Origin of the sequence: Streptomyces sp. NPDC017202 (assembly GCF_044331705.1) — a bacterium.
Lineage (GTDB): Bacteria > Actinomycetota > Actinomycetes > Streptomycetales > Streptomycetaceae > Streptomyces.
Window position 1 is genome coordinate 76,950 of record NZ_JBIRNP010000008.1, and the last position, 21,904, is coordinate 98,853.

The window sequence follows — 21,904 nt, forward strand, 5'->3', positions numbered from 1 at the left end:
GCCGGAGCCGGAGCCGGACGGTGGGCCGGTCCGTCGCTCACGATCCCGTGCGTTCCCAGCCACGGCGCGGGGTCCGGGCGCCGAGGCGGCTCTCGTCGCGGCTGCGGTAGACGATGTAGGGGCGGGTCAGGTAGCCCAGCGGCGCGGTGAGCATGTGGACGAGCCGGGTGAAGGGCCAGAACGCGAAGAGCAGGAGCGCGCTGAGGGCGTGCAGCCGGAACAGGATCGGGGTGCCGGCCATCAGGTCCGGGTCGGGCTGGAGGGAGAAGACCGACCGGAACCAGGGAGAGATGGTCTCGCGGTAGTTGTAGCCGCCGCCGACGAGGTTGGCGGCCACGGTGGCGGCGAGCCCCAGGCCGATGGTCAGGGTCAGGGAGACGTACATGGCCTTGTCGTTGCGGGTGGTGGCCGAGAACACCGGCCCGACGGTACGACGCCGGTAGACCAGGATGGCGAGTCCGCCCACGGTGGCGACGCCCGCGAGGGTGCCGAGCACGACGGCGGACACGTGGTAGGTGTGCTCGCTGATCCCCGCGGCGTCGGTCCAGCTCTCGGGGACGACGAGGCCGCCGATGTGGCCGATCAGGACGACGAGGATGCCGAAGTGGAACAGCGGGCTGCCGATGCGCAGCAGGCGCCGTTCGTAGAGCTGGGAGGATCGGGTCGTCCAGCCGAACTTGTCGTAGCGGTAACGCCAGACGTGGCCGAGGACGAACACCGCCAGCACGACGTACGGCAGGGCGACCCACAGCAGGATGTCGCCGGTGCCGGTCTCGGCCGCGAGGGTGGCGTACTGCGCCGAGGCGGTCATCGGGGTCCTCCTACGACGGGGTCCGGCAGGAACACCGGGGAGGCGTACGGGTCGAGGCCCACCTGCTCCTCGGGCGGGCCCTGGGCGGCGAGGCGCAGGACGGCCTCGCGGTCGTCTCCGGCCAGTGGGGGCAGGGTGGCCGACACGGAGGCCAGGACGTCCGCCCAGGGTGAGTCCTCGTCGGCCAGGGCCAGGCGCAGCAGTTCCAGACCGGCGCGGTGTTCGGTGAGCAGCGTCGCGCCGGTGTCCGGGACGGTGGCGGCGAACTCGAGGACGACGGCGAGGTGGTCGGGGAGTTCGTCGTCGGCGAGGCGCCATCCGGCCGCGGTGTAGGTCTGCTTCAGCCGCAGCAGCGCGAGGCCGCGTTTGCGGGTGTCGCCGTGGGCGTAGTACGTCAGGTACGGGCAGCAGCGTCTGCGGTGGTCGAAGGTCTCCACGTAGGCGGTCGCCAGTTCGTCGGCGGGGGTGCGCCCGGCGTGCCGGGTGAAGCGGATCAGGGGGTCCCCGACCTCGGGGGGCAGTGCGGCGGCGGCCCGGTGCGCCAGGTCGAGGCGGGGGCGGAACCGGTCGTCGGGATAGGCGAGCAGCAGGGACTGGGTCTGCCAGGCCAGGGGGAGCCAGGGCTTCGTGCGCGGGGTGCGTTCGGTCTTCCTTCTCATGGTTTCGGCTCCGTCTCTCCGCCGCCGTCCCCGTCGGCGGTGCCGGTGTCGGTGCCGCCGGTTCGTCTGTCCGGGAACAGGCCGGGCGGGGAGCTCTTGCCGTCCCAGTTGAGGAGGTTGACCCGGGTCGCCTTGTCGGTGGGCGCCGCGGGGGTGTCGGAGGTCTGCCGGTCGCGCAGGGCGTGGAAGTTCTCCACCGCGATCGGAGCGGCGCCGCCGGAGGTCTCACCGAAGGGGCCGGAGCCTCCCATGCCGGGGCCGCCCTCGTAGTCCAGGCTGCACTCGGTGGCCAGTTCCTCCAGCTTGTGCGCCTGTTCGGCGTGGGCGGGCGGGATGACGTAGCGCTCGTCGTACTTCGCCAGGGCCAGCAGCCGGTACATGTCGTAGACCTGCTCGCCGCTCATGCCGACCGACTCCGGGATGGTGTCGTCCGGCTCGCGGCCGAGGTTGATGTCGCGCATGTACGCACGCATGGCGGCCAGCCTGCGCAGTACCGCGTCGACGGGCGCCGGGTCGCCGGCGGTGAAGAGTTGCGCGAGGTAGTCCACGGGGATGCGCAGGGTGTCGACCGCGGCGAAGAGGTTGCGGTGGTCCTCGGCGTCGCGGCCGGTGTCGCGGACGGCGTCGACCACCGGGGAGAGCGGCGGGATGTACCAGACCATCGGCATCGTCCGGTACTCCGGGTGCAGGGGCAGGGCCACCTTGTAGGTGTTGATCAGGGCGTGGATCGGGGAGCGCTGGGCGGCCTCGATCCAGTCCCGGGGGATGCCGGCCCGCTCCGCCCCGGCGACGACCCGCGGGTCGTTCGGGTCGAGGAAGACGCCGCGCTGGGCCTCGTACAGTCCGGTGTCGTCGGGGGTGGAGGCGGCTTCCAGGACGCGGTCCGCGTCGTAGAGGACGAGGCCGATGTAGCGCAGCCGTCCGACGCAGGTCTCGGAGCAGACGGTGGGCAGGCCGACCTCGACGCGCGGGAAGCAGAAGGTGCACTTCTCGGCCTTGCCGGTGCGGTGGTTGAAGTAGACCTTCTTGTACGGGCAGCCCGTGACGCACATCCGCCAGCCGCGGCAGCGGTCCTGGTCGACCAGGACGATGCCGTCCTCCTCCCGCTTGTAGATGGCGCCGGAGGGGCAGGAGGCCGCGCAGGAGGGATTGAGGCAGTGCTCGCAGATGCGCGGCAGGTAGAACATGAAGGTCTGCTCGAACTCGAACCTGATCTTCTCGGACACCTCGTTCAGCAGCACGTCCTTCTCGCTGGTCGCGGCCGAGCCGCCGAGGTCGTCGTCCCAGTTCGCCGACCACTTGATCTTCATGTCCTTGCCCGTGATGAGGGACTTGGGGCGGGCGACCGGGGTGTGCTCCTGCAGCGGGGCGTTGGTCAGCGTCTCGTAGTCGTACGTCCAGGGCTCGTAGTAGTCGTCGAGGGACGGCAGTTTGGGATTGGAGAAGATCTGGATCAGTTTCTTGAACCGGCCGCCGGCCTTGAGTTCGAGGCGGCCGCGGCGGTTGACCTCCCAGCCGCCCTTCCAGGTGTCCTGGTCCTCGTACCGGCGGGGGTAGCCCTGGCCGGGCCGGGTCTCGACGTTGTTGAACCACACGTACTCGACGCCGGTGCGGTTGGTCCACGCCTGCTTGCAGGTGACCGAGCAGGTGTGACAGCCGATGCACTTGTCGAGGTTCATCACCATCGCCATCTGTGCCATGACGCGTCCGATGGCGGCTTCGCCGCGGGGCATCAGTACGTCACCTCCTGGTTCGTACGGCGACGGATGACGGTGACCTCGTCGCGCTGGTTGCCGGTCGGACCGAGGTAGTTGAAGGCGTAGGAGAGCTGGGCGTAGCCGCCGATGAGGTGGCTGGGTTTGATCAGCAGACGGGTCAGGGAGTTGTGGATGCCGCCGCGCCGGCCGGTGGTCTCGGTGCGGGGCACGTCGATGAGGCGGTCCTGGGCGTGGTGCATGTAGACGGTGCCCTCGGGCATGCGGTGCGAGACGACCGCGCGGGCGGCGACCACACCGTTGCGGTTGACCGCCTCCACCCAGTCGTTGTCCCCCACCCCGACCTTGGCCGCGTCCTGCGTGCTCATCCAGATCGTCGGGCCGCCCCGGGACAGCGAGAGCATGAACAGGTTGTCCTGGTACTCGGAGTGGATGGACCACTTGTTGTGCGGGGTCAGGTAGCGCACGGTCACGCCGAGCTCGCCCGTCTCCCCGACGCGGGGCTCGTCGAAGAGCGCATGCATGTTCAACGGGGGCCGGTACACGGGAAGTTGCTCACCGAGCGCGGTCATCCAGTCGTGGTCGAGGTAGAAGTGCTGGCGGCCGGTGAGGGTGTGCCAGGGTTTGAGGCGCTCGACGTTGACGGTGAACGGGGAGTAGCGGCGGCCGCCGGTCTCCGAGCCGGACCACTCGGGTGAGGTGATGACGGGGACCGGCGCGGCCTGGGTGTCGGCGAAGGTGATCTGCTTGCCCTCGTGTTCGGCGGCCAGGTCGGCGAGTCGGGTGCCGGTGCGGGCTTCGAGGGTGTGGAAACCCTGCGTGGCGAGATGGCCGTTGGTGGTGCCGGACAGGGCGAGGATCGCCTCGCAGGCGTGCGTGTCGCGGGCGATCGAGGGCCGCCCGTCGGCCGCGCCGCCGCGCACGGTGCCGTTCTTGTGGCGCAGGTACTCCAGTTCGCGGTCGACCTTGAAGGTGATGCCCTTGGTGGTCGCGCCCAGGGTGTCGAGCAGGGGGCCGAGGGCGGCCATCCTGTCGGCGACGGCCGCGTAGTCGCGCTCCACCGTCACGAGTTTCGGCATGGTGCGGCCGGGGACCGGCTCGCACTCTCCCGCCTTCCAGTCGAGCACCCGGCCGTGCGGGTTGGCCATCTCGTCCGGGGTGTCGTGCAGCAGGGGCGCGGCGACGACGTCCGTGCGGACGCCGAGGTGGCCGGCGGCCTGGCGGCTGAACTCCTTGGCGAGGGTGTGGAAGGCGTCCCAGTCGGTGCGGGTCTGCCAGGGCGGGGCGATCGCCGGGTTGAAGGCGTGCACGAAGGGGTGCATGTCCGTGCTGGACAGGTCGTGCTTCTCGTACCAGGTGGCGGCGGGCAGGACGACGTCGGAGAAGACGGTCGTGCTGGTCATGCGGAAGTCCAGGGTGAGCAGCAGGTCGAGCTTGCCCTCGGGGGCGTCCTCCCGCCACACCACGTCCCGTGGGCGGGCGTCCGGCGGCGCCTCGGCCGCCCGGACCGCGTGGTCGGTGCCGAGCAGGTGTCTGAGGAAGTACTCGTTGCCCTTGGCCGAGGAGCCCAGCAGGTTGGCCCGCCAGATGGTCAGCACCCGGGGGAAGTTCTCCGGTGCGTCCGGGTCCTCACCGGCGAACCGGAGCCGTCCCGCCTTCAGTTCGTCCACGATGTGCTCGGCGACCGGACGGCCCGCGGCGCCGGCCTCGTCGGCCAGGTCGAGGGGGTTGCGGTCGAAGGTCGGGTACGACGGCATCCAGCCCATCCGCGCCGACTGCGCGATGACGTCCGCCGTGGTCCTCCCGGCGAACGGGCCGCCCGTGCCCGGGCCGGCCGCCGCGAGGGTGTCGGCGGAGAACGGGTCGTAGCGGAACTGGTCGGCGTGCAGGTACCAGTAGGCGGTCTGGATCATCAGCCGGGCCGGCCGGTTCCAGTCGGCGGCGGTCGCGATCGCCGAGTAGCCGGTGATCGGGCGGACCTTCTCCTGGCCGACGTAGTGGGCCCAGCCGCCGCCGTTGACGCCCTGGCAGCCGGTCAGCGTCGTCAGGGTCAGGAAGGCGCGGTAGATGGTGTCGGAGTGGAACCAGTGGTTGGTGCCCGCCCCCATGATGATCATCGAACGGCCGCGGGACTCCTCGGCGTTCGCGGCGAACTCGCGCGCGATCCGCGCCGCCCGGTCCGCGTCCACTCCGGTGATCGCCGCCTGCCAGGCCGGGGTGTACGGCTCGGCCGCGTCGTCGTACGAGGAGGGCCACCGGCCGGGCAGGCCCGCACGGGCCACCCCGTACTGCGCCAGCATCAGGTCGTACACCGTGGTCACCAGGCGTCCGGCCACCCGGCGCACCGGCACGCCGCGCAGCAGCCGTCCCGCGCCGCCGTCGGGGGCGTCGAAGCGCGGCAGGCCGACCGCGACCGGTGTCTCGCCGCCGCCCTCGGCGGACAGCAGCGGGTCGGTGTCCCCCAGGTCGAGGTTCCACTTCCCGGCGCCGGCCTCGCCGTAGCGGTCGCCGAGCGTGCCGTTGGGGACCACCGGCAGCCCGGTGGCGGCGTCCAGCAGCACCGTGCGGAACTCGGCGTGCTCCGCGGTGGCCGCGGCCCCGCCGAGGTCGGCGGCGGTGAGGAACTTGCCGGGGGTGTAGGTGCCCGGTTCGCCGGCCGCCTCGTCGAGGGTGACCAGGAACGGCAGGTCGGTGTACCGCTTGACGTAGGAGGTGAAGTACTCCGTCTCCCGGTCGACGAAGAACTCCTTGAGGACGACGTGGCCCATGGCCATCGCCAGCGCGCCGTCGGTGCCCGGCTGGGCGGGCAGCCACTCGTCGGCGAACTTGACGTTGTCCGCGTAGTCCGGGGACACCGCGACGACCTTCTGGCCGCGGTAGCGGGCCTCGGCCATCCAGTGCGCGTCGGGCGTGCGGGTGACCGGGATGTTGGAACCCCACATGATCAGGTAGCCGGCGTCCCACCAGTCCCCCGACTCGGGTACGTCGGTCTGGTCGCCGAACACCTGCGGCGAGGCCACCGGCAGGTCCGCGTACCAGTCGTAGAACGACAGCATGGCGCCGCCGAGCAGCGAGTAGAAGCGGGCACCGGCGGCGTGCGAGACCATCGACATGGCCGGGATCGGCGAGAAGCCGGCGAGCCGGTCGGGACCGTGGGCCTTGATCGTGTGCACGTGCGCGGCCGCGACCATCTCCACCGCCTCGTCCCAGCTCGCCCGCACCAGGCCGCCCTTGCCGCGGGCCCGCTTGTAGCGGCGGGCGCGTTCCGGGTCGGTGACGATGTCCGCCCAGGCCGCCACCGGGTCGCCGAGGCGGGCCTTGGCCTCGCGGTACATCTGCAGCAGCACGCCGCGTACGTACGGGTAGCGCACCCGGGTGGGCGAGTAGGTGTACCAGGAAAAGGCCGCCCCGCGCGGGCAGCCGCGCGGCTCGTACTCGGGGCGGTCGGGTCCCACCGACGGGTAGTCGGTCTGCTGGGCCTCCCAGGTGATGATGCCGTCCTTGACGTACACCTTCCACGAGCACGAGCCGGTGCAGTTCACCCCGTGGGTGGAACGCACCACCTTGTCGTGCGACCAGCGGTCCCGGTAGAACTCGTCGGCCTGCCGGCCGCCCTTTCTGTGCAGGGTGCGCAGGTCGTCGGAGACCTCCGCCCTGGTGAAGAACCGGCGGCTGCGCACCAGCGCCTCCGCCAGATCGCCGTCCATGCCCGCCCGCTGCTGCTCCCGGCTGGTCTCCTTGCTCACCGCGCCACTCCGCCCCGAACGCCATGAGCGTCCGTTCGAATCGTGATCGGTTCCGGCCGCAGTCGACTCTACGAGGGTGATCCCCCAGAAGGTCAACACCACGCCACGGAACAACACGCGTCACACAGGAGACCGTCCGCGGACGGGGGCACGCCGGCTCCGTGCGGTCGGGGCCGGACCGGCGGAGCCGGCGTGCCCCGCCCGGAACGAGCGGGGCACAGGGCTCCGGGGAGTCGTCGCCGCGCCGGGAACGGCGGGCGGGACCCGTCAGGCCGCCGGCCGGGACAGGGTGCTGCCCGCCCTGGTCCGGGCGGCCTCGACCGCCTCCCATTCCTCGGTGCTCAGGTTGGCGAGCGCGGCCGGGAAGACGCCGTCCTGTTCCTTGAGGATGTGGTCGCGCAGCACGGCCATGGCGTCCATCAGCCGGTCCGGCCAGTCCGGGTCCGAGGGAGTCGCACCGTCGGCGGCCTCGGCCAGAACCGACTCGACACGGCGGTGCTCGGCCTCCAGGGCGGCGATCTGGTCGGGGAAGTCCCCGGCCAGCGCCGGGAACAGGCCTCCCTCCTCGACCTGGGTGTGCGGGCCGAGCACCCGCGCGATCTCACGGGCGGTCTGCGCCATCCGGGTCGTCTCGCCGCTCCGGTGGGCCGGGCGGAGGTGACTGATCAGTCGCAGGACCTCCTCGTGCTCCTGGGTCAGTTCGTCGATGGTCTCCAGGGCCTGGCAGCCGCAGTACTCGCACATCGGTCTTCTCCGTAATTCCTCGGTCCGTGGGTTCTTCGGCCTGTCGGTCCTGGGCCGGACAGTTCCGGGTCCGTCCGTCCTGAGGCCGTCCGTTCTGGGCCTGTCCGTCGTCGGACCGTCGCTTCCGGTCCGCCGGTCCGCCTGTCCGCCTGTCCGCCTGTCCGCCTGTCCGGCGGTCCGGCGGTCCGGCGGTCCGGCGGTCTGCCGGTCTGCCGGTCTGCCGGTCCTCAGGCGGTGGTGTCCGCGGGGCGGTGGCCGCGACGGCGGCCGGTGTTCCGCTTCCGCTCGTCGCCGCCCGCGGCCGCGCGGATCCCGGTGAGGGTGTAGGCGAGCGCCGCGGCGGCCACGACGGCGAGCAGGGCGAGACCGGCGGCATAGGTGCCGTACGCGCCGTACAGCGAGCCCATCACCAGCGGCGGCAGGAATCCGCCCAGGCCGCCCGCGGCGCCGACCACACCGGTGACGGAACCGACCTGGCTGGCCGGGGTGAGGAGGGCCACCAGGGCGAAGGTGGCGCCGCTGGCCGCGCCGAGCGCGGCGCCCATGGCCAGGAAGGCGACGGTGCCGACCGGTGCCAGTGGCGGGGTGAACGACTGGGTGACCGCGCCGGCCACCACCACGGCCAGTGAGCCGGCCAGGACCCGGACCGGGCCCGTGCGGTCCGACAGCCAGCCGCCGACCGGACGCATCGCCACCGCCAGCAGCACGAACCCGGCCATCCGGTTCGCGGCGTCGGCCTGGGTGAGCCCGTAGCCGGTCTTGAGGTAGGTGGGAAGGTAGACGGAGAAGGCGACGTAACCGCCGAACGCGACCGCGTACAGCGCCGACGCCTGCCAGGTGATGGGCAGCCGGGCGGTGGCGGCCAGCCGGCGGGCCAGCGGCTCGGTCGGCACGGTGCGGCCGGGCGCGTCGCGCAGCAGCAGCGCGGCGGTCACCGCGTACACGGCCAGCACCGCGGCGGTGATCAGGAACGGGGTGGACATGCTGTTCGCGTCGACCAGCTTCACCGTGGTCAGGGCGCTGATGGCGGTGCCGCCCATGCCGGCGCCGAAGACGCCGATGGCGAGACCCCGCCGCTCGGGCGGGAACCAGGCGTTGACGAGCGGCACGCCGACGGCGAAGGCGGTGCCGCCGATGCCGAGGAAGAACCCTCCGACCAGGAGGGCCGCGAGGGAGGAGTGACCGGCCAGGCCGAGGTAGAGCACGGGCACGATGGTGGCCGCCGACACGATCGGGAACATGACCCGTCCGCCGAACCGGTCGGTCAGGGCACCGACCGGGATGCGGCCCAGCGACCCGACCACGACCGGGACCGCCACCAGCAGCGACTGCTCGAAGGACGACAGGTCGAGGCTGTCCTTGAACCGCGGGCCGAGAGGGCTGAGCAGCGCCCAGGCCCAGAAATTCACCGCGAAACCCACGGTGGACAGCGCCAGCATCAGCCATGCCCGGCGGGACACCGGCGCTGGCGATGCCGAGCTGCCGCTCTTCGACTTCGACGGCTGGACCATGTCGTCCATCCCTTCCCTCTCCAAGGTGGTGCTGCGCACCGGGAATCGCACACGCCCCGCGGGCCTCTTGCCCGGGAAACGGAATCCCGTCACCACTGTCCGCGCCGGGGCACGTCGAAGGCATGGGCCAAGGGTCCCTGTGGAAGGACGGACGGTCCTCACCTTCGGGGCCGGCCGTCCCCCTACGGCTCCGTCCCACCGGCTCGCCCTCACGGCTCCCGTGGAACGACGGCCGGGTCCGGCGGTCCGGACGGTGGGGGGGTAGGGTCTTTCGGCCCTACCCCCGCACCACGGGCGCGGGGACGATGGACGGATGTCCCAGAACGATGCCTTTCGCGCACTCGACCGGCAGGAGTGCCTGCGCCTGCTCTCCAAGGTCCCGGTCGGTCGCGTGGTCTACACACGGCAGGCACTGCCCGCGGTCCTCCCCATCAACTTCTCCCTGGACACCGACAACTCCGTGCTGCTGCGCACCTCGCCGGACTCCGACCTCGTCCGCGCCATCGACGGCGTCGTGATCGCCTTCGAGGCCGACGAGTTCGACGCGGCGACCCAGTCCGGCTGGAGTGTCGTCGTCACGGGACGGGCCACCGTGGTGACCGACCCCGCCGAGCACGAACGGCTGTCACAGTCGGGCCCCGTCTCCTGGATGCCCCTGCGCGACGGGGTGTTCGTACGGATCGACTCCGAGATCATCAGCGGACGCGAGCTCAAGGGAACGCCCGCCGTCCTGTGACGGGCGGCCCGCGGGGTCCCTGGACACGCCGAGCGTGAGGGCCGGGCCGACGGTACGGAACCGTCGGCCCGGCCCTCGTGCGGCACCCGGTGCGGGAAGCCCCGGCCGCGAGGCCGCCGGCCCCGTCCGGTGCTGCGGGGTCAGGGGTGCGGCGTGCCCGCGCGGGGGGTGCGGCCGCCCTCGGGGCCGTACCCGAAGCGGATCAGCAACTGCGGGCAGCAGCGCCGCCTCGGGCCGGCGATCGCGGCCCGCAGGTCCGGCCATTCCATCGCCTGGTGCAGCATCGACGTGCGCAGCCCGTGCCGGGTCGCCGTGAGCAGCACGCGTTCCAGCGCCTGGCCCGCCCGCACCCAGTCCTCCCGCCGGTCCCGGGGCGTCCACAGCAGCGCCACCTGGGCGTGGCGCTCGAACCGCAGGGCGGGCAGCAGGCGGGCGGGCAGCGCCCCGGTGAAGTCCCGCACCGGCATCCGCCCGGAGGCGTCCAGCGGCCCCAGCGCCGTGGCCGGGATGCCGTAGGAGGCGTCCGTTCCCGGCGCGGTGATCCAGCCGCGTGCCTCGGCCACCCGGTCCCGGTGGAGGGCGTTGCGCATCTCCGCCGCCTGGGTCAGGCGCAGCAGGCGGCGGGTTCCCAGGATGTCGGGCACCTCCAGGTGCGCGCCCTCGGCGCGGGCGGCGCCGATCATCTCGGTCACGACCGGCTCCGGGACCGGGCGTCCGGTGAACGGCATCCGGCTCGTGTGGCGTCGCTCGACCGCGTCGTACAGATCGAGCAGGGGCAGCGGCGGGTCCGCGCGGTGCCCGGCCAGCTGCACCGTGGCCAGCAGGTCGGGGTCGTCCACCGCGGGCAGCAGCCGGACCAGGGGGTCCCAGCCCAGGTGCGCGGCGGCCACCCGGAGGTTGAGGACGGCCGCGCCCACCGACAGGTGCAGGGCGCGCAGATCGGGGTCGGCCATCGGCAGTCGCCTCCGCCGGTCCACCCGGACCTCGATCGACCGGCTCTCCGGGTCCAGGCCGAACCGCCAGGGCTGCGTGTTGTGGATCGAGGGCGCGGCCACCGCCGCGGCCAGCAGGGCCTGAACGGCTGCGGCGTCGACGATTTCCCTGGTCTGCATCACGGCTCCTTCACACGCTTTCCTCTGTACCCCCGAGCCTGCGTCGCCGCGCCCGGCCCGCGGGAGGGTTGACCGGCCCCGTTCCGGGGGCCGTACGTCCCCGGCGTCCGGCGGCGCCCGTGGCTCCCCGCCCCCGCCGTGGCCGCCGCTCAGGTGGCGGGCAGGGCCGTGGCGAGCAGGACGACGCCGAGCGAGCCGACGAGGGAGACGACCGCCAGGGCGCGGGCCAGGGCGGCGCGGCCCCTGGCGTGGGCGATGCCGTGTCCCGCCGCGGCGAGCATCACGACCGCGAAGAGGGCGAGTTTGGTCGCCAGGGTGCGGCCGTAACCGGGTTCGGCGAGCGAGGCCCAGGTGACTCCCCGGTGCCAGGCCATGGCCCAGCCCGTGCCCAGTTGCACGGGCAGGAACACGGCGCCGGTCAGGAGGCCGAACCGGCGGCCCGCCGCGGCGGTGAAACGGTCCTTGGCGTCCGGGGCGAGCAGGTGACGGGCGAGCGGCAGGACCACCAGGGAGAGGGCCAGTTGGCCGCCGACCCACAGGGCGGCACCGGCCACGTGCGCGAACCGCACCAGGGACCACAGGCCGACGGTGTCCATCAGCCGCTCACCTCCACCATGCCGTGGGCCCCGGCTTCGGCGTGGCGCATGTCGTGGTCGACGAAGGGGTAGTGGCCGGCCGCCGGGAACGTCGTCTCCACGAAGCCGCCCTGCGCGGTGGCCAGGTCCAGTACCTGCGCGCCGCCCGCCCCGCCCGGTTCGAGGAGGTAGGCGCCCTCCTTGTACACGGTGTCGAACACGGTGCCGACGATGTGGAAGGCGACGCCGTCGGAGGGCCCGGCGGCGACCACCCAGAAGCGGGCCCGCTCACCGGCGCGCAGCTTCAGGGGCCGCTTCGCGTACTGGTTCGCCATGCCGTTGAACACCCAGGCGTCCGGCGTGTTCTGCCGCATCCTGGTCACCTGGGCGGTGCTGCCGGGGGTGCCGAGGTACAGCTCGGAGGAGACCAGCACGTATGCGTGGTCCACCTCCGCCAGGCCGGGCGGGTCGACGACGACGGCGCCGTACATGCCGTTGCCCATGTGCTGGAGCATCGGTGCGGTGCTGCAGTGGTACAGCCAGGCCCCGGCGTGCTCGGCGCGGAAGCGGTAGACCAGGCGCTCGCCGGACTGGATCGTGCGCATGGGCCGGTCGGGGGCGAGGGAGCCGGCGTGGAAGTCGATGCCGTGCCCCATGCCCGGGTCGTCGTTGACGAGGGTGACCTCGAAGACGTCGCCGACCTTGCCGTGCAGGGTGGGGCCGGGGGCGGTGCCGCCGAAGGTCCACATCTGCTGCTTCACGCCCGGTGCCACTTCGACGGTGGTGTGCGCAGCGTGCAGTTCGACCCGGTGGACGGTCCCGCCGGGCGCGGGCGCCAGCGCCGCGTCGCGCGGCCGCCAGCCGGCGGAGTAGTCGGCGGAGAGGTCGAGGGCGCCGTGGTCGTCGGGGGCGGCGGCCTGGGTGTGGCCCTGGTGGCCGGCGGTGTCCGTCGCCGCGGCGTCCTTCACGACGATGTCCATGGTCATTCCGGCCGCCCGGTGGCCCGGCAGGGTGCACCAGGCGCGGCTGTCGCGGGTGACCGGCCCGAGGTCGAGGACGCGGGTGTCGCCCTTGGCGAGCATCGGGGTGGCGGGACCGTCCTCGACCTTGAGGTCGTGGCGCTGGGCGTCGTCGTTGGTGACCTCCAGCCGCAGCGAGGTGCCCGCCGCGACCTCGACGCGGGCCGGCCGGATGCGCATGTCGGCCATGGTGACGGCGACCGTGCGGGTGGTGCCGGAGCCCGCGCCCGCCGTCCCGGCGGCGTTCGTCGGGCCGGCCGGGTCTCCTCCGCTGTTGGCCACCAGCACGGCCAGCACGGTCAGGACGACACCCGCGGCGGTGCCCCACAGCGCCGGGCGCCGTGACCCGCCGTCCGCGTCCGACGGCAGCCCCTTGCCGCCGCGGACGAGCACCGGCACGACCAGGGCGAGGAACGCGCCTCCGGACACCGCCGCCAGCAGCAGACCCGCCGCCGGCGCCGCGCCGGGCAGCGGGAGGGCCGCCAGCGCGACACCGGTGTTGAGCGCCGCCGCCCTCGCCTGCCAGCCCCGTTCGAGCAGCGCCCGTACGGCCGCGCGGTCACGCGGACCCGTGCTGAGGACGACGGGCAGCAGGTAGGTGAGCGCGCCGATCAGGACCTGGGCGACGAAGCCGACGAGCAGGACGGGCAGCAGGGCGTCGATCGCGGTCTGCGCCGCGGCGAGCGGCGCGGTGGCCAGCCGGGCGAGGTCCGCCGTCACCGCGACCGCCAGCCAGCAGGTGGCGGCGGCGAGCGTCCAGGCCGCCGCCGCGGAGACGGGCCGGCCGCGGCGCACGGTACGGGCGAGCAGATGGGCGGCGAGGGCCACTCCCGCCAGGTAGAGGGCGAGGCCCGCCACGGCCGGCCAGCGCCGGCCGAGTGCCAGGGCGGTGACCGCCGTCAGCAGTCCGCTGCCGGTGAGCCACAGCACCTGCCGGGACACCTTCGTGGTGCGGTCCCTCATCCGCACTCCCAGCACGGTGGGCCACAGCATGAACAGCGTGCCGAGGACGGGCAGCCCGATCCAGCCGAGCAGCGTGACGTGCAGGTGCGCCAGGCGCAGCCCGGCGTACCGGTCGGGCCCGCCGGCCCCGCCGGTGGCCAGCAGCGCGCCGAGGACGGTGCCCGCGATCAGGGCGGCCGTGGCCGTCCGGTAGTAGGAGACGATCGGCTTGAGCCGTCCGCCGAGCGCGCCCCGGCCGAGGCGGACCAGCACGACGAGGTGCGCGGTGGCGGCGGCGACCAGTGACACGGCGGCGACGGCGGTCAGCAGCGGCCGGGCGGCCCACACCCCGGCGAGCAGCCCGGCCACGGCGAGGTTGGCCGTGGCCAGCCGGGCGGTGCTCCAGCGCTCGTCGGGGATCCTCGCGTGCAGCAGGGCGACGGCGAAGTGCTCGCTCCAGATCAGGACGGCGGTGGTGACGGCGCCGAGCAGGAACATGTGCACGGCCAGCCAGCGGGCCACCGGCAGCGACTCCTGCGCCGCGACCGCCGCCAGGGCCAGGGCCAGCCATGCCACGACCAGGACGTGGGCGCGCAGGTGGCGGGCCTTCACCCCGGACGCCCGGAACCGGCTCGGGTACCTGCCGGCTCCGCTCGCGTCACCGGTCGGGGGCGGCCCACCGACGACGGCGGTCATGCCGCTCCCCCGCGGCCGGTCGTGCCCGTGCCCGTGTCGCCGTCCTGCCGCGGCGCGGCGCCGCCCACGCGCGGGCGGGGCGGCCCGCCCTCCGGAGCGGTGCCGGACAGCAGCGCGGCCAGTTCCCGGCGGCGGGGGAAGGAACCGGGGACGTAGCCGCACCACGGCTCCTCGGCGTACGGGTCGCCGGTGACGCCGTAGGCCCGGGACCGCGAGCCACCGCAGACCCGGCGGAACTCGCACGCGCCGCACCGGCCGCCCAGCCGGTCGGCGTCCCGCAGACCGGTGAACAGCTCCGAGGTGCGGTAGATCTCCGTCAGCGGTGTCTCGCGGACGCTTCCGGCGCCCAGCGGCAGGAATCCGCTGGGGTGCACGGTGCCGGTGTGGGACACGAACACGAATCCGCGGCCCGCGTTGACGTCGAGCGGCGGGCGGCGTGTCCGGCGCGCTCCGGTGTCCAGGCCCAGTGCGGCGGCCCGGTCGCGCAGCTCCCGGTACAGCGGGCCGAGTCCGAGGACCGCCACGTGGTCGTCGCCGGCGGCGGCCAGGACCTGGCGCTGCAGGGCGACGCGGCGGAAGTGGTGGGCCTCGGTGGTCTTGGCCGGCACGGTCAGGCCCACGTCGTGAACGAAGTTGAGGACGTCCTCCACCTCGCCCGGAGTGAGCGCACCGAGGCTGCGGCCGCGGCCGGTGGGGACCAGGAAGAAGGCGCTCCACAGCATCGCGCCGTGCTCGGCGACGAGGCGGACGATGTCGGGCAGGTCGTGCAGGTTGTGCCGGGCGACCGTGGTGTTGATCTGCACCTTCATGCCGAGGGCGCGGGCGGTGTCCCAGGCGTCCAGGGTCCAGCGGAACACTCCGGGCACCCCGCGGAAGGTGTCGTGGACCTCGGCGGTGGAGCCGTCCAGACTCAGGGAGAGGCCGACCGCACCGGCCGCGTGCAGGTCCCGCAGCCGCTCCGCGGTGAGCGTCGGGGTACCGGACGGGGACACCGCGACCCGGACGCCGATCTCGCGGCCGTGAGCGACGAGTTCGTTCAGGTCCGGGCGCTGGAAGGGGTCGCCGCCGGTGATCACGAACAGCGGGGCGGGCTGCCCGAAGGCGGCCACCTGGCCCAGCAGGTCCTTGGCGGCGGCGGTGTCCAGTTCGCGCGGATCACGGTCGGGCACGGCCTCGGCCCGGCAGTGCAGGCAGGCCAGCGGGCAGGCCCGGGTGGACTCCCAGATGACGATGAAGGGCCGCTCCCCCGCGTCGTGGCGCTGACGGCGGATGGCACGGGCGGCGGCGGCACGGGGGACACCGGGTCGGGTGGCGTCGGCACCGGTGGCGCCGGGCCGGGCGGTGTCGGGCCGGGCGGTGTCGGGCCGGGCGGTGTCGGGCCGGGCGGTGTCGGGCCGGGCGGTGTCGGGCCGGGCGGTGTCGGGCCGGGCGGTGTCGGTCATCGTACGGCCCTGCCCAGCGCCCTGAGGCTGTGTCCGGCCGCCCTGGAGTCAGGGCAGACGAGGCGGGCGGCCGGACGGTGACCGGGCCGGACCGTGCGCGGCACCCACCGCGGGTGGCATCGATGGGCTCGGCCTCGAGGGCGGTCGACGTGGTCGTGCACGGTGTACCTCCGGATCGGTCGCCGTCAGCATCCACCGGCGGCGGTGGCCGGCGCCGCGGCCGATGGTCTTCTCCCTCAGGGCCGACAGTCCCTCTCCGGCAGGCGTGAACAGGGCCGAACGGGCCGTCGCTGCCGTCGGGGCGGGCGGACGGGGATGCGGGTGCGGGTGCGGGTGCGGGTGCGGGCCGAGGGGTCACCGCGTACGGGGGGCAGCATGCCGACGGGCCACCGCGTACCGAGAGGCAGCATGCCGAGGGGGGGCACCCCCGGGCATGCCGCCCGGGGGTGCCCCCCCTCGGACGGGATCCGCGGCCCCGTCGTGCGTGCCGCCGTCGCGGGTTCAGGCGCGGGGCGAGGAGCGGGTGGTCAGGGCGTCCGCGGTGGCCACCAGGGTGACGCCCAGGCCGGTCAGCGCGGCGCCCAGGCCGGTGACCAGGGTGGTGAGGTGCCATGCCTGGTACGCGGACATCAGGGAGGCGCGCAGGGACTGGCCCATGAAGGCGGTCTGGCGCAGCTCCGCGAGTTTCTCGTCGTCGCCCGCGGCGTGCAGTTCCGCGCTGAGTTCGGCGTAGGTGCGGCCGCCGGTGGCGTGGGCGAGATTGCCCTTGATGAACTCGGCGTACGCGTGCGCGTCGGGGCCGGTTTCCACCGGGCGGCCGGCATGGGCGGCGAGTTCGGCGGGCAGGCCGCGGTCCGGGAAGGTGATCTTCTGGGCGGCCAGTTCGTCGCGTATCTCCTTCCTGCCGCTGCGGCCGCGCCACAGCATGACCGGTCCGGCGACTGCCAGGGCCGTCCCGACGGTCCCGAGCAGGATGCCGGCCCGGCGTGGTGATCCGTCCATGACGTGTCGTCCCTCTTTCCTCGTGTTCCGGGTGTTCGGGGTGTTCGGGCGGGTACGGAGCCGTCCCGCCGTCGGCGGCGACGTCCGTGGGCCGCCGCCGATTCGGGTGGGGGCGGCTCAGCGGTGGCCGAGCCGCAGCCGCCAGGCCTCGGGGCCGCTCTCCAGGTACTCCACCGAGAAGACTCCCGGGCTGCGCTGCTCGATCTGGGCGAGCAGCGGCAGCGGGTCGTGCGGGGCGACCAGGATCACCGCGGTGCCCGCCGGGACGGCGTCGAGCGCACCGAAGACCGCCGCGTGCCGCAGCGAGTGCGGAACCTCCCGCACGTCCAGCTCGGGCTCGGCCGCCTCCTGCGCACCCCCGCAGCCGCAGACCCCACCGCAGCCGCCGGTCTCGTCGGTCCGCCGTCCTCGCATGTCGTGTCCTTCCTCGTCGTCCTGCGCCCGGGGGGCACCGCCGTCGACCGCCGTACCGTTCGCGAGCCGGTGGTGCATGTCCGCGAGCAGCGACGCCAGGGAGATGTCGGGCGTCATGGCGAGCAGGGGGAGCACCAGGCCGTTCTCCTTGGCCACGTGCTCCTCGAACAGCACCTGCAGGGCCCGGGCGTCCGCCGCCGCGCCGGCCGGGCCGGGTGCGGAGCGCAGGGCGTCGACGAGCGCGGTGAGACAGCGGTGTTCGCCGACGAGGCTCTCGATGAGCAGGCGGGCCTCGGGCAGGCGGTGGGCCGCGGGGTAGAGCGCGGCCTCCTCTACGGCGGCGTGCGGCAGCAGCGAGCGGTCGCAGAAGGCGACGAGACCGGCGTGGATCCGCTCGGCGGCGACCGGGTCCCGGTCCACGGCGGTCAGCAGCATCGTCACCCGCCCGGCCAGCTCACCGGCCAGGCGGGCGTGGTGCGCCTCGGCTCCTTCGAGGGCCGCGGCGTCCTCGGGGGCCGAGGCGAGGGTGAGCATGCTCATGGGTGTCTCCAGCAGGTCACGGTCGGCTCGGCCGGCCGGTGGCGGGTGGCGGATGGTGGGGGGCCGTTCGGTCGCGGGTGGACGGGTGGGACGTTCGGCGGCGGGTGGATGGACGGACGGGTCCTCCACCTCCGGGTCCTGCGGCCCGTTCGTGACTGTTCGTGACTGTTCGCGGCCGTACGGGACACCCGGTGCCTTCGCGGCTGTCGGCGCCGGTCGGGGTACTGCTGCGTCCGGCCGCGAGGTGCGGCCGGACGCGCGACCGAACCGGGCCGCGCTCCGTGCGCGCTGCGCCCGCGGCGGCCGGGGACGGGGGATTCGGCCGCCCGGCAGGCGCTGGATGCGGTCGTCCGGACGGGCCTGCGCGGTTCGATCAGTGCCCAGCATGCACCTCCGGACCCACCCGTTCCCCGGCCGACCGGCCCCCGCCGGGAGGACCGTTCGGCCCTATTGCGGTCGGCCGGATAGGGCCGGAAGGTCGTCCGGCAGGGACCGCCGGGCCCAGGTGCGCCGGAGTGCGCGCCCCCTAGCGTTCCGGCCATGGAGAACGATCAGAACGCGCGGCGTCAGGCGCCGCGCACCGGTGAGGGCTGGCCGCTGGCCGCCCGCAGGCTGCTCACCCGCCGCGAGGTGTCCGCCGACGGGCGTGCCGTGTTCGGCGAGGGGGACCCGGCCTGGGAGGGCTTCTACCGCGACCGCTGGGCGCACGACAAGGTGGTGCGCTCCACGCACGGGGTCAACTGCACCGGTTCCTGCTCGTGGATGGTGTACGTCAAGGACGGGATCATCACCTGGGAGCACCAGGCCACCGACTATCCCTCGATCGGCGCGGACTGTCCCGAGTACGAGCCGCGCGGCTGTCCGCGCGGCGCCTCCTTCTCCTGGTACACGTACTCGCCCAGCCGGGTCCGCTACCCCTACGTCCGCGGCGCCCTGCTCAAGCTGTGGCGCGAGGCCAGACGGCGCCTCGGCGACCCCGTGGCGGCCTGGGCCGAGATCACCTCCGACCCGGCGAAGGCCCGCGCCTACAAGCGGGCCCGCGGCAAGGGCGGCCTGGTGCGCGCGGACTGGGACGAGGTGAGCGAGCTGGTCGCCGCCGCCCAGGTGCACACCGTCAAGGAGTACGGCCCCGACCGGGTCGCGGGCTTCTCCCCCATCCCGGCGATGTCGATGGCGTCGTTCGCGGCGGGCGCCCGGTACCACTCGCTGATCGGCGGCACCCTGCTGTCCTTCTACGACTGGTACGCCGACCTGCCGATCGCCTCGCCGCAGGTCTTCGGCGACCAGACCGACGTACCGGAGGCGGCGGACTGGTGGAACGCCGGCTACCTGATCATGTGGGGCTCCAACATCCCCGTCACCCGCACGCCCGACGCGCACTTCCTGACCGAGACCCGCTACAACGGCACCAAGGTCGTCGCGGTCAGCCCCGACTACGCCGACAACGTCAAGCACGCCGACGAGTGGCTCGCCCCGCACCCGGGCACGGACGGGGCGCTGGCGATGGCGATGGGCCACGTGATCCTGCGCGAGTTCCTGGTCGACCGCGAAGTGCCCTACTTCCGGGACTACCTGGGCAAGTTCACCGACGCCCCGTTCCTGGTGACCCTGCGCGAACACGAGCGCGGGCTCGTCCCGGACGGGTTCCTGACCGCCGCCGACCTCGGACACGACACGGAGAACGCCGGGTCCAAGACCGTCCTCGTCGACTCGGCCACCGGTGAACCGGTCGTGCCCAACGGCTCCCTCGGCTTCCGCTGGGGCGAGACGGGGCAGGGCAGCTGGAACCTCGACCTGGGCGACACCGTGCCCGAGCTGAGCCTGTTCGAGAGCGCGGAGGACACCGCGGCCGTGGCGCTGCCCCGCTTCGACGAGGGCGGCACCGAGGGCGGCTCGGTCATGGTCCGCGGGGTGCCGGTACGGCGGATCGGCGGGCGCCTGGTCACCACGGTCTTCGACCTGATGCTGGCGCAGTACGGCGTCGCGCGCCCCGGCCTGCCGGGCACCTGGCCCACCTCGTACGACGACGCGGCCGAGCCGTACACGCCCGCCTGGCAGGAGACGGTCACCTCCGTCCCCGCCGAGCAGGCGGCGCGCATCGCCCGCGAGTTCGCCCGCAACGCCGAGCGCACCAACGGCCGTTCCATGATCGCGCTCGGGGCCGGCACCAACCACTGGTTCCACTCCGACACCATCTACCGGGCCTTCCTCGCGCTGACGACGATGACCGGCTGCCAGGGCGTCAACGGCGGCGGCTGGGCACACTACGTCGGCCAGGAGAAGGTCCGCCCGCTCACCGGCCTCCAACACCTCGCGTTCGCCTTCGACTGGCAGCGCCCCACCCGGCACATGGCGGGCACGTCGTACTGGTACCTGAACTCCGACCAGTGGCGCTACGAGGCGTTCGGGCCGGACGAGCTGGCGTCGCCGCTGGGCGAGGGCCGCTTCAAGGGCAAGGGCTTCGCGGACACCCTGGCGCAGGCCGTGCGGCTGGGCTGGACGCCCGGTCACCCCGGCTTCAACCGCAACCCGCTCGACCTGACCGACGAGGCGGCCGCCGCGGGCCGGCCGGTCGCCGAGCACGTCGTCGACGAACTGAGGTCCGGGCGGCTGCGGTTCGCCGCCGAGGACCCCGACGACCCGGCCAACTTCCCGCGGGTGCTGACCGTGTGGCGGGCCAACCTGCTCGGCTCCTCCGGCAAGGGCAACGAGTACTTCCTGCGCCACCTGCTGGGCACCGACGCGGCGGTGCGCTCCGAGGAGACCCCGCCCGAGGGCCGGCCCGAGGAGGTGGTGTGGCGGGAGGAGGCCCCCGAGGGCAAACTCGACCTGCTGGTCACCATGGACTTCCGGATGACGTCCACCGGCCTGCTCTCCGACGTCGTCCTGCCGGCCGCCACCTGGTACGAGAAGGACGACCTGTCCAGCACGGACATGCACCCCTTCGTGCACGCCTTCACCCCGGCCATCTCCCCGCCCTGGCAGGCCCGCACCGACTACGACACGTTCCTGACCATCGCCGACAGGTTCAGCGACCTGGCCGCCGAGCACCTCGGCGCCCGCACCGACGTCATCGCCGTGCCGCTGCTGCACGACACCCCGGACGAACTCGCCCAGCCGGGCGGGGTCGTCCGGGACTGGAAGGCCGGCGAGTGCGAGCCGGTTCCCGGGCGGACCATGCCCAAACTGGTCGTCGTCGAAAGGGACTACGCCGCCACCGCGCAGAAGATGCGCGCCGTCGGCCCCCTCCTCGACACGCTGGGCACCACCACCAAGGGCGTCACCGTCCACCCGGACCAGGAGATCGACGAGCTGCGGCGGCGCTGCGGGACCGTCCGCGACGGTGTCGCCGCCGGGCGGCCCTCGCTGGCCACCGCCTCCGACATGTGCGAGGCGATCCTCGCGCTGTCCGGCACCACCAACGGGCGGCTGGCCACCGAGGGGTTCCGCGAACTGGAGCGGCAGACCGGCAGCGAGGGGCTGGTCGAGCTGGCCTCGGAGCGGGAGGCGGAACGGATCACCTTCGCCGACACCCGCACCCAGCCGCGTGCCGTGATGACCTCCTACGAGTGGTCAGGCAGTGAGACCGGCGGGCGCCGCTACTCGCCGTTCGTCATCAACACCGAGCACAAGAAGCCCTGGCACACACTCACCGGCCGGCAGCACTTCTTCGTCCAGCACGACTGGATGACCGAGCTGGGTGAGCAACTGCCGGTCTACCGGCCGCCGTTGAACACCCCGCGGCACTACGGCGACGAGCACCTGCACGAGGACGGCCGGGCGGAGGTCACGGTCCGCTACCTGACCCCGCACTCGAAGTGGTCCATCCACTCGAACTACCAGGACAACAAGTACATGCTCGACCTGTCCCGCGGCGGCCCGGTCATCTGGATGTCGCTGGAGGACGCCGAGAGGATCGGCGTCAAGGACAACGAGTGGATCGAGGCGTACAACCGCAACGGCGTCGTCGCCGCCCGCGCCGTGGTCACCCACCGCATGCCCGCCGGCACCGTGTACATGTACCACGCCCAGGACCGCAACGTGAACGTCCCGAAGACCGAGGTCAGCGGCAGGCGGGGCGGCATCCACAACTCGCTGACCCGGCTCCTGCTCAAGCCCACCCATCTCGCGGGCGGCTACGCCCAGTTCACCTACGCCTTCAACTACTACGGCCCGACCGGCAACCAGCGCGACGAGGTCACCGTCATCCGCCGCCGCAGCCAGCAAGTGGAGTACTGAC

General features: G+C 73.4%; 14 protein-coding genes. 2 read left to right on the forward strand and 12 right to left on the reverse strand.

The features are described from left to right. Positions 1-37: 37 nt before the first annotated feature. From narI to ACH4N1_RS17675, 6 genes are all read right to left on the reverse strand, one after another. On the reverse strand, positions 38-811 hold the full coding sequence (gene narI, locus ACH4N1_RS17650; protein WP_398098045.1) for a respiratory nitrate reductase subunit gamma: 774 nt from the start codon (positions 809-811) through the stop codon (positions 38-40). Then, entirely contained in the window at positions 808-1,470 is a 663-nt protein-coding gene (gene narJ / locus ACH4N1_RS17655; RefSeq protein WP_398098046.1) for a nitrate reductase molybdenum cofactor assembly chaperone, read from the reverse strand. The genes narI and narJ overlap by 4 nt, the downstream gene beginning before the upstream one ends. After that, the gene (gene narH, locus ACH4N1_RS17660; RefSeq protein ID WP_398098048.1) at positions 1,467-3,203 is read right to left on the reverse strand and encodes a nitrate reductase subunit beta; all 1,737 of its coding nucleotides are present in this window, start codon (positions 3,201-3,203) and stop codon (positions 1,467-1,469) included. The genes narJ and narH overlap by 4 nt, the downstream gene beginning before the upstream one ends. Beyond that, complete coding sequence (locus ACH4N1_RS17665; RefSeq protein ID WP_398098347.1) at positions 3,203-6,892, reverse strand: nitrate reductase subunit alpha; 3,690 nt, start codon at positions 6,890-6,892, stop codon at positions 3,203-3,205. The genes narH and ACH4N1_RS17665 overlap by 1 nt, the downstream gene beginning before the upstream one ends. A gap of 306 nt (positions 6,893-7,198) precedes the next feature. Further along, on the reverse strand, positions 7,199-7,675 hold the full coding sequence (locus ACH4N1_RS17670) for a hemerythrin domain-containing protein (protein WP_398098050.1): 477 nt from the start codon (positions 7,673-7,675) through the stop codon (positions 7,199-7,201). A 227-nt stretch (positions 7,676-7,902) separates the two neighbouring features. Continuing rightward, positions 7,903-9,186 (reverse strand): nitrate/nitrite transporter, encoded by a 1,284-nt coding sequence (locus tag ACH4N1_RS17675; RefSeq protein ID WP_398098349.1) that lies wholly within the window; start codon positions 9,184-9,186, stop codon positions 7,903-7,905. Between the two features lie 313 nt (positions 9,187-9,499). Here ACH4N1_RS17675 and ACH4N1_RS17680 point away from each other — a divergent pair, with 313 nt between their 5' ends. Further along, positions 9,500-9,922: a pyridoxamine 5'-phosphate oxidase family protein gene (locus ACH4N1_RS17680; protein ID WP_398098051.1), complete on the forward strand. Its 423-nt coding sequence runs from the start codon at positions 9,500-9,502 to the stop codon at positions 9,920-9,922. A 140-nt stretch (positions 9,923-10,062) separates the two neighbouring features. On the opposite strand, the gene ACH4N1_RS17685 is transcribed toward ACH4N1_RS17680, so the two are convergent. The 6 genes from ACH4N1_RS17685 to ACH4N1_RS17710 all read right to left on the reverse strand — a co-directional run bounded on the left by ACH4N1_RS17685 (position 10,063) and on the right by ACH4N1_RS17710 (position 17,664). Next, positions 10,063-11,034 carry an Acg family FMN-binding oxidoreductase gene (locus ACH4N1_RS17685; RefSeq protein WP_398098053.1) on the reverse strand — a complete coding sequence of 324 codons (972 nt, stop codon included), beginning with the start codon at positions 11,032-11,034 and terminating at the stop codon, positions 10,063-10,065. Between the two features lie 149 nt (positions 11,035-11,183). Beyond that, the gene (locus tag ACH4N1_RS17690) at positions 11,184-11,630 is read right to left on the reverse strand and encodes a hypothetical protein (RefSeq protein WP_366056802.1); all 447 of its coding nucleotides are present in this window, start codon (positions 11,628-11,630) and stop codon (positions 11,184-11,186) included. Further along, entirely contained in the window at positions 11,630-14,266 is a 2,637-nt protein-coding gene (locus tag ACH4N1_RS17695; protein WP_398098054.1) for a multicopper oxidase domain-containing protein, read from the reverse strand. The genes ACH4N1_RS17690 and ACH4N1_RS17695 overlap by 1 nt, the downstream gene beginning before the upstream one ends. Next, complete coding sequence (locus ACH4N1_RS17700) at positions 14,263-15,708, reverse strand: TIGR04053 family radical SAM/SPASM domain-containing protein (protein WP_398098056.1); 1,446 nt, start codon at positions 15,706-15,708, stop codon at positions 14,263-14,265. The genes ACH4N1_RS17695 and ACH4N1_RS17700 overlap by 4 nt, the downstream gene beginning before the upstream one ends. Before the next feature lie 501 nt (positions 15,709-16,209). Then, complete coding sequence (locus ACH4N1_RS17705) at positions 16,210-16,710, reverse strand: hypothetical protein (RefSeq protein ID WP_398098057.1); 501 nt, start codon at positions 16,708-16,710, stop codon at positions 16,210-16,212. Positions 16,711-16,827: 117 nt separating this feature from the next. After that, positions 16,828-17,664 (reverse strand): DUF2249 domain-containing protein, encoded by an 837-nt coding sequence (locus tag ACH4N1_RS17710; protein WP_398098058.1) that lies wholly within the window; start codon positions 17,662-17,664, stop codon positions 16,828-16,830. A gap of 540 nt (positions 17,665-18,204) precedes the next feature. On the opposite strand from ACH4N1_RS17710, the gene ACH4N1_RS17715 reads away from it, so the two are divergent. Beyond that, positions 18,205-21,903: a nitrate reductase subunit alpha gene (locus tag ACH4N1_RS17715; RefSeq protein ID WP_398098059.1), complete on the forward strand. Its 3,699-nt coding sequence runs from the start codon at positions 18,205-18,207 to the stop codon at positions 21,901-21,903. Position 21,904 lies beyond the last annotated feature (1 nt).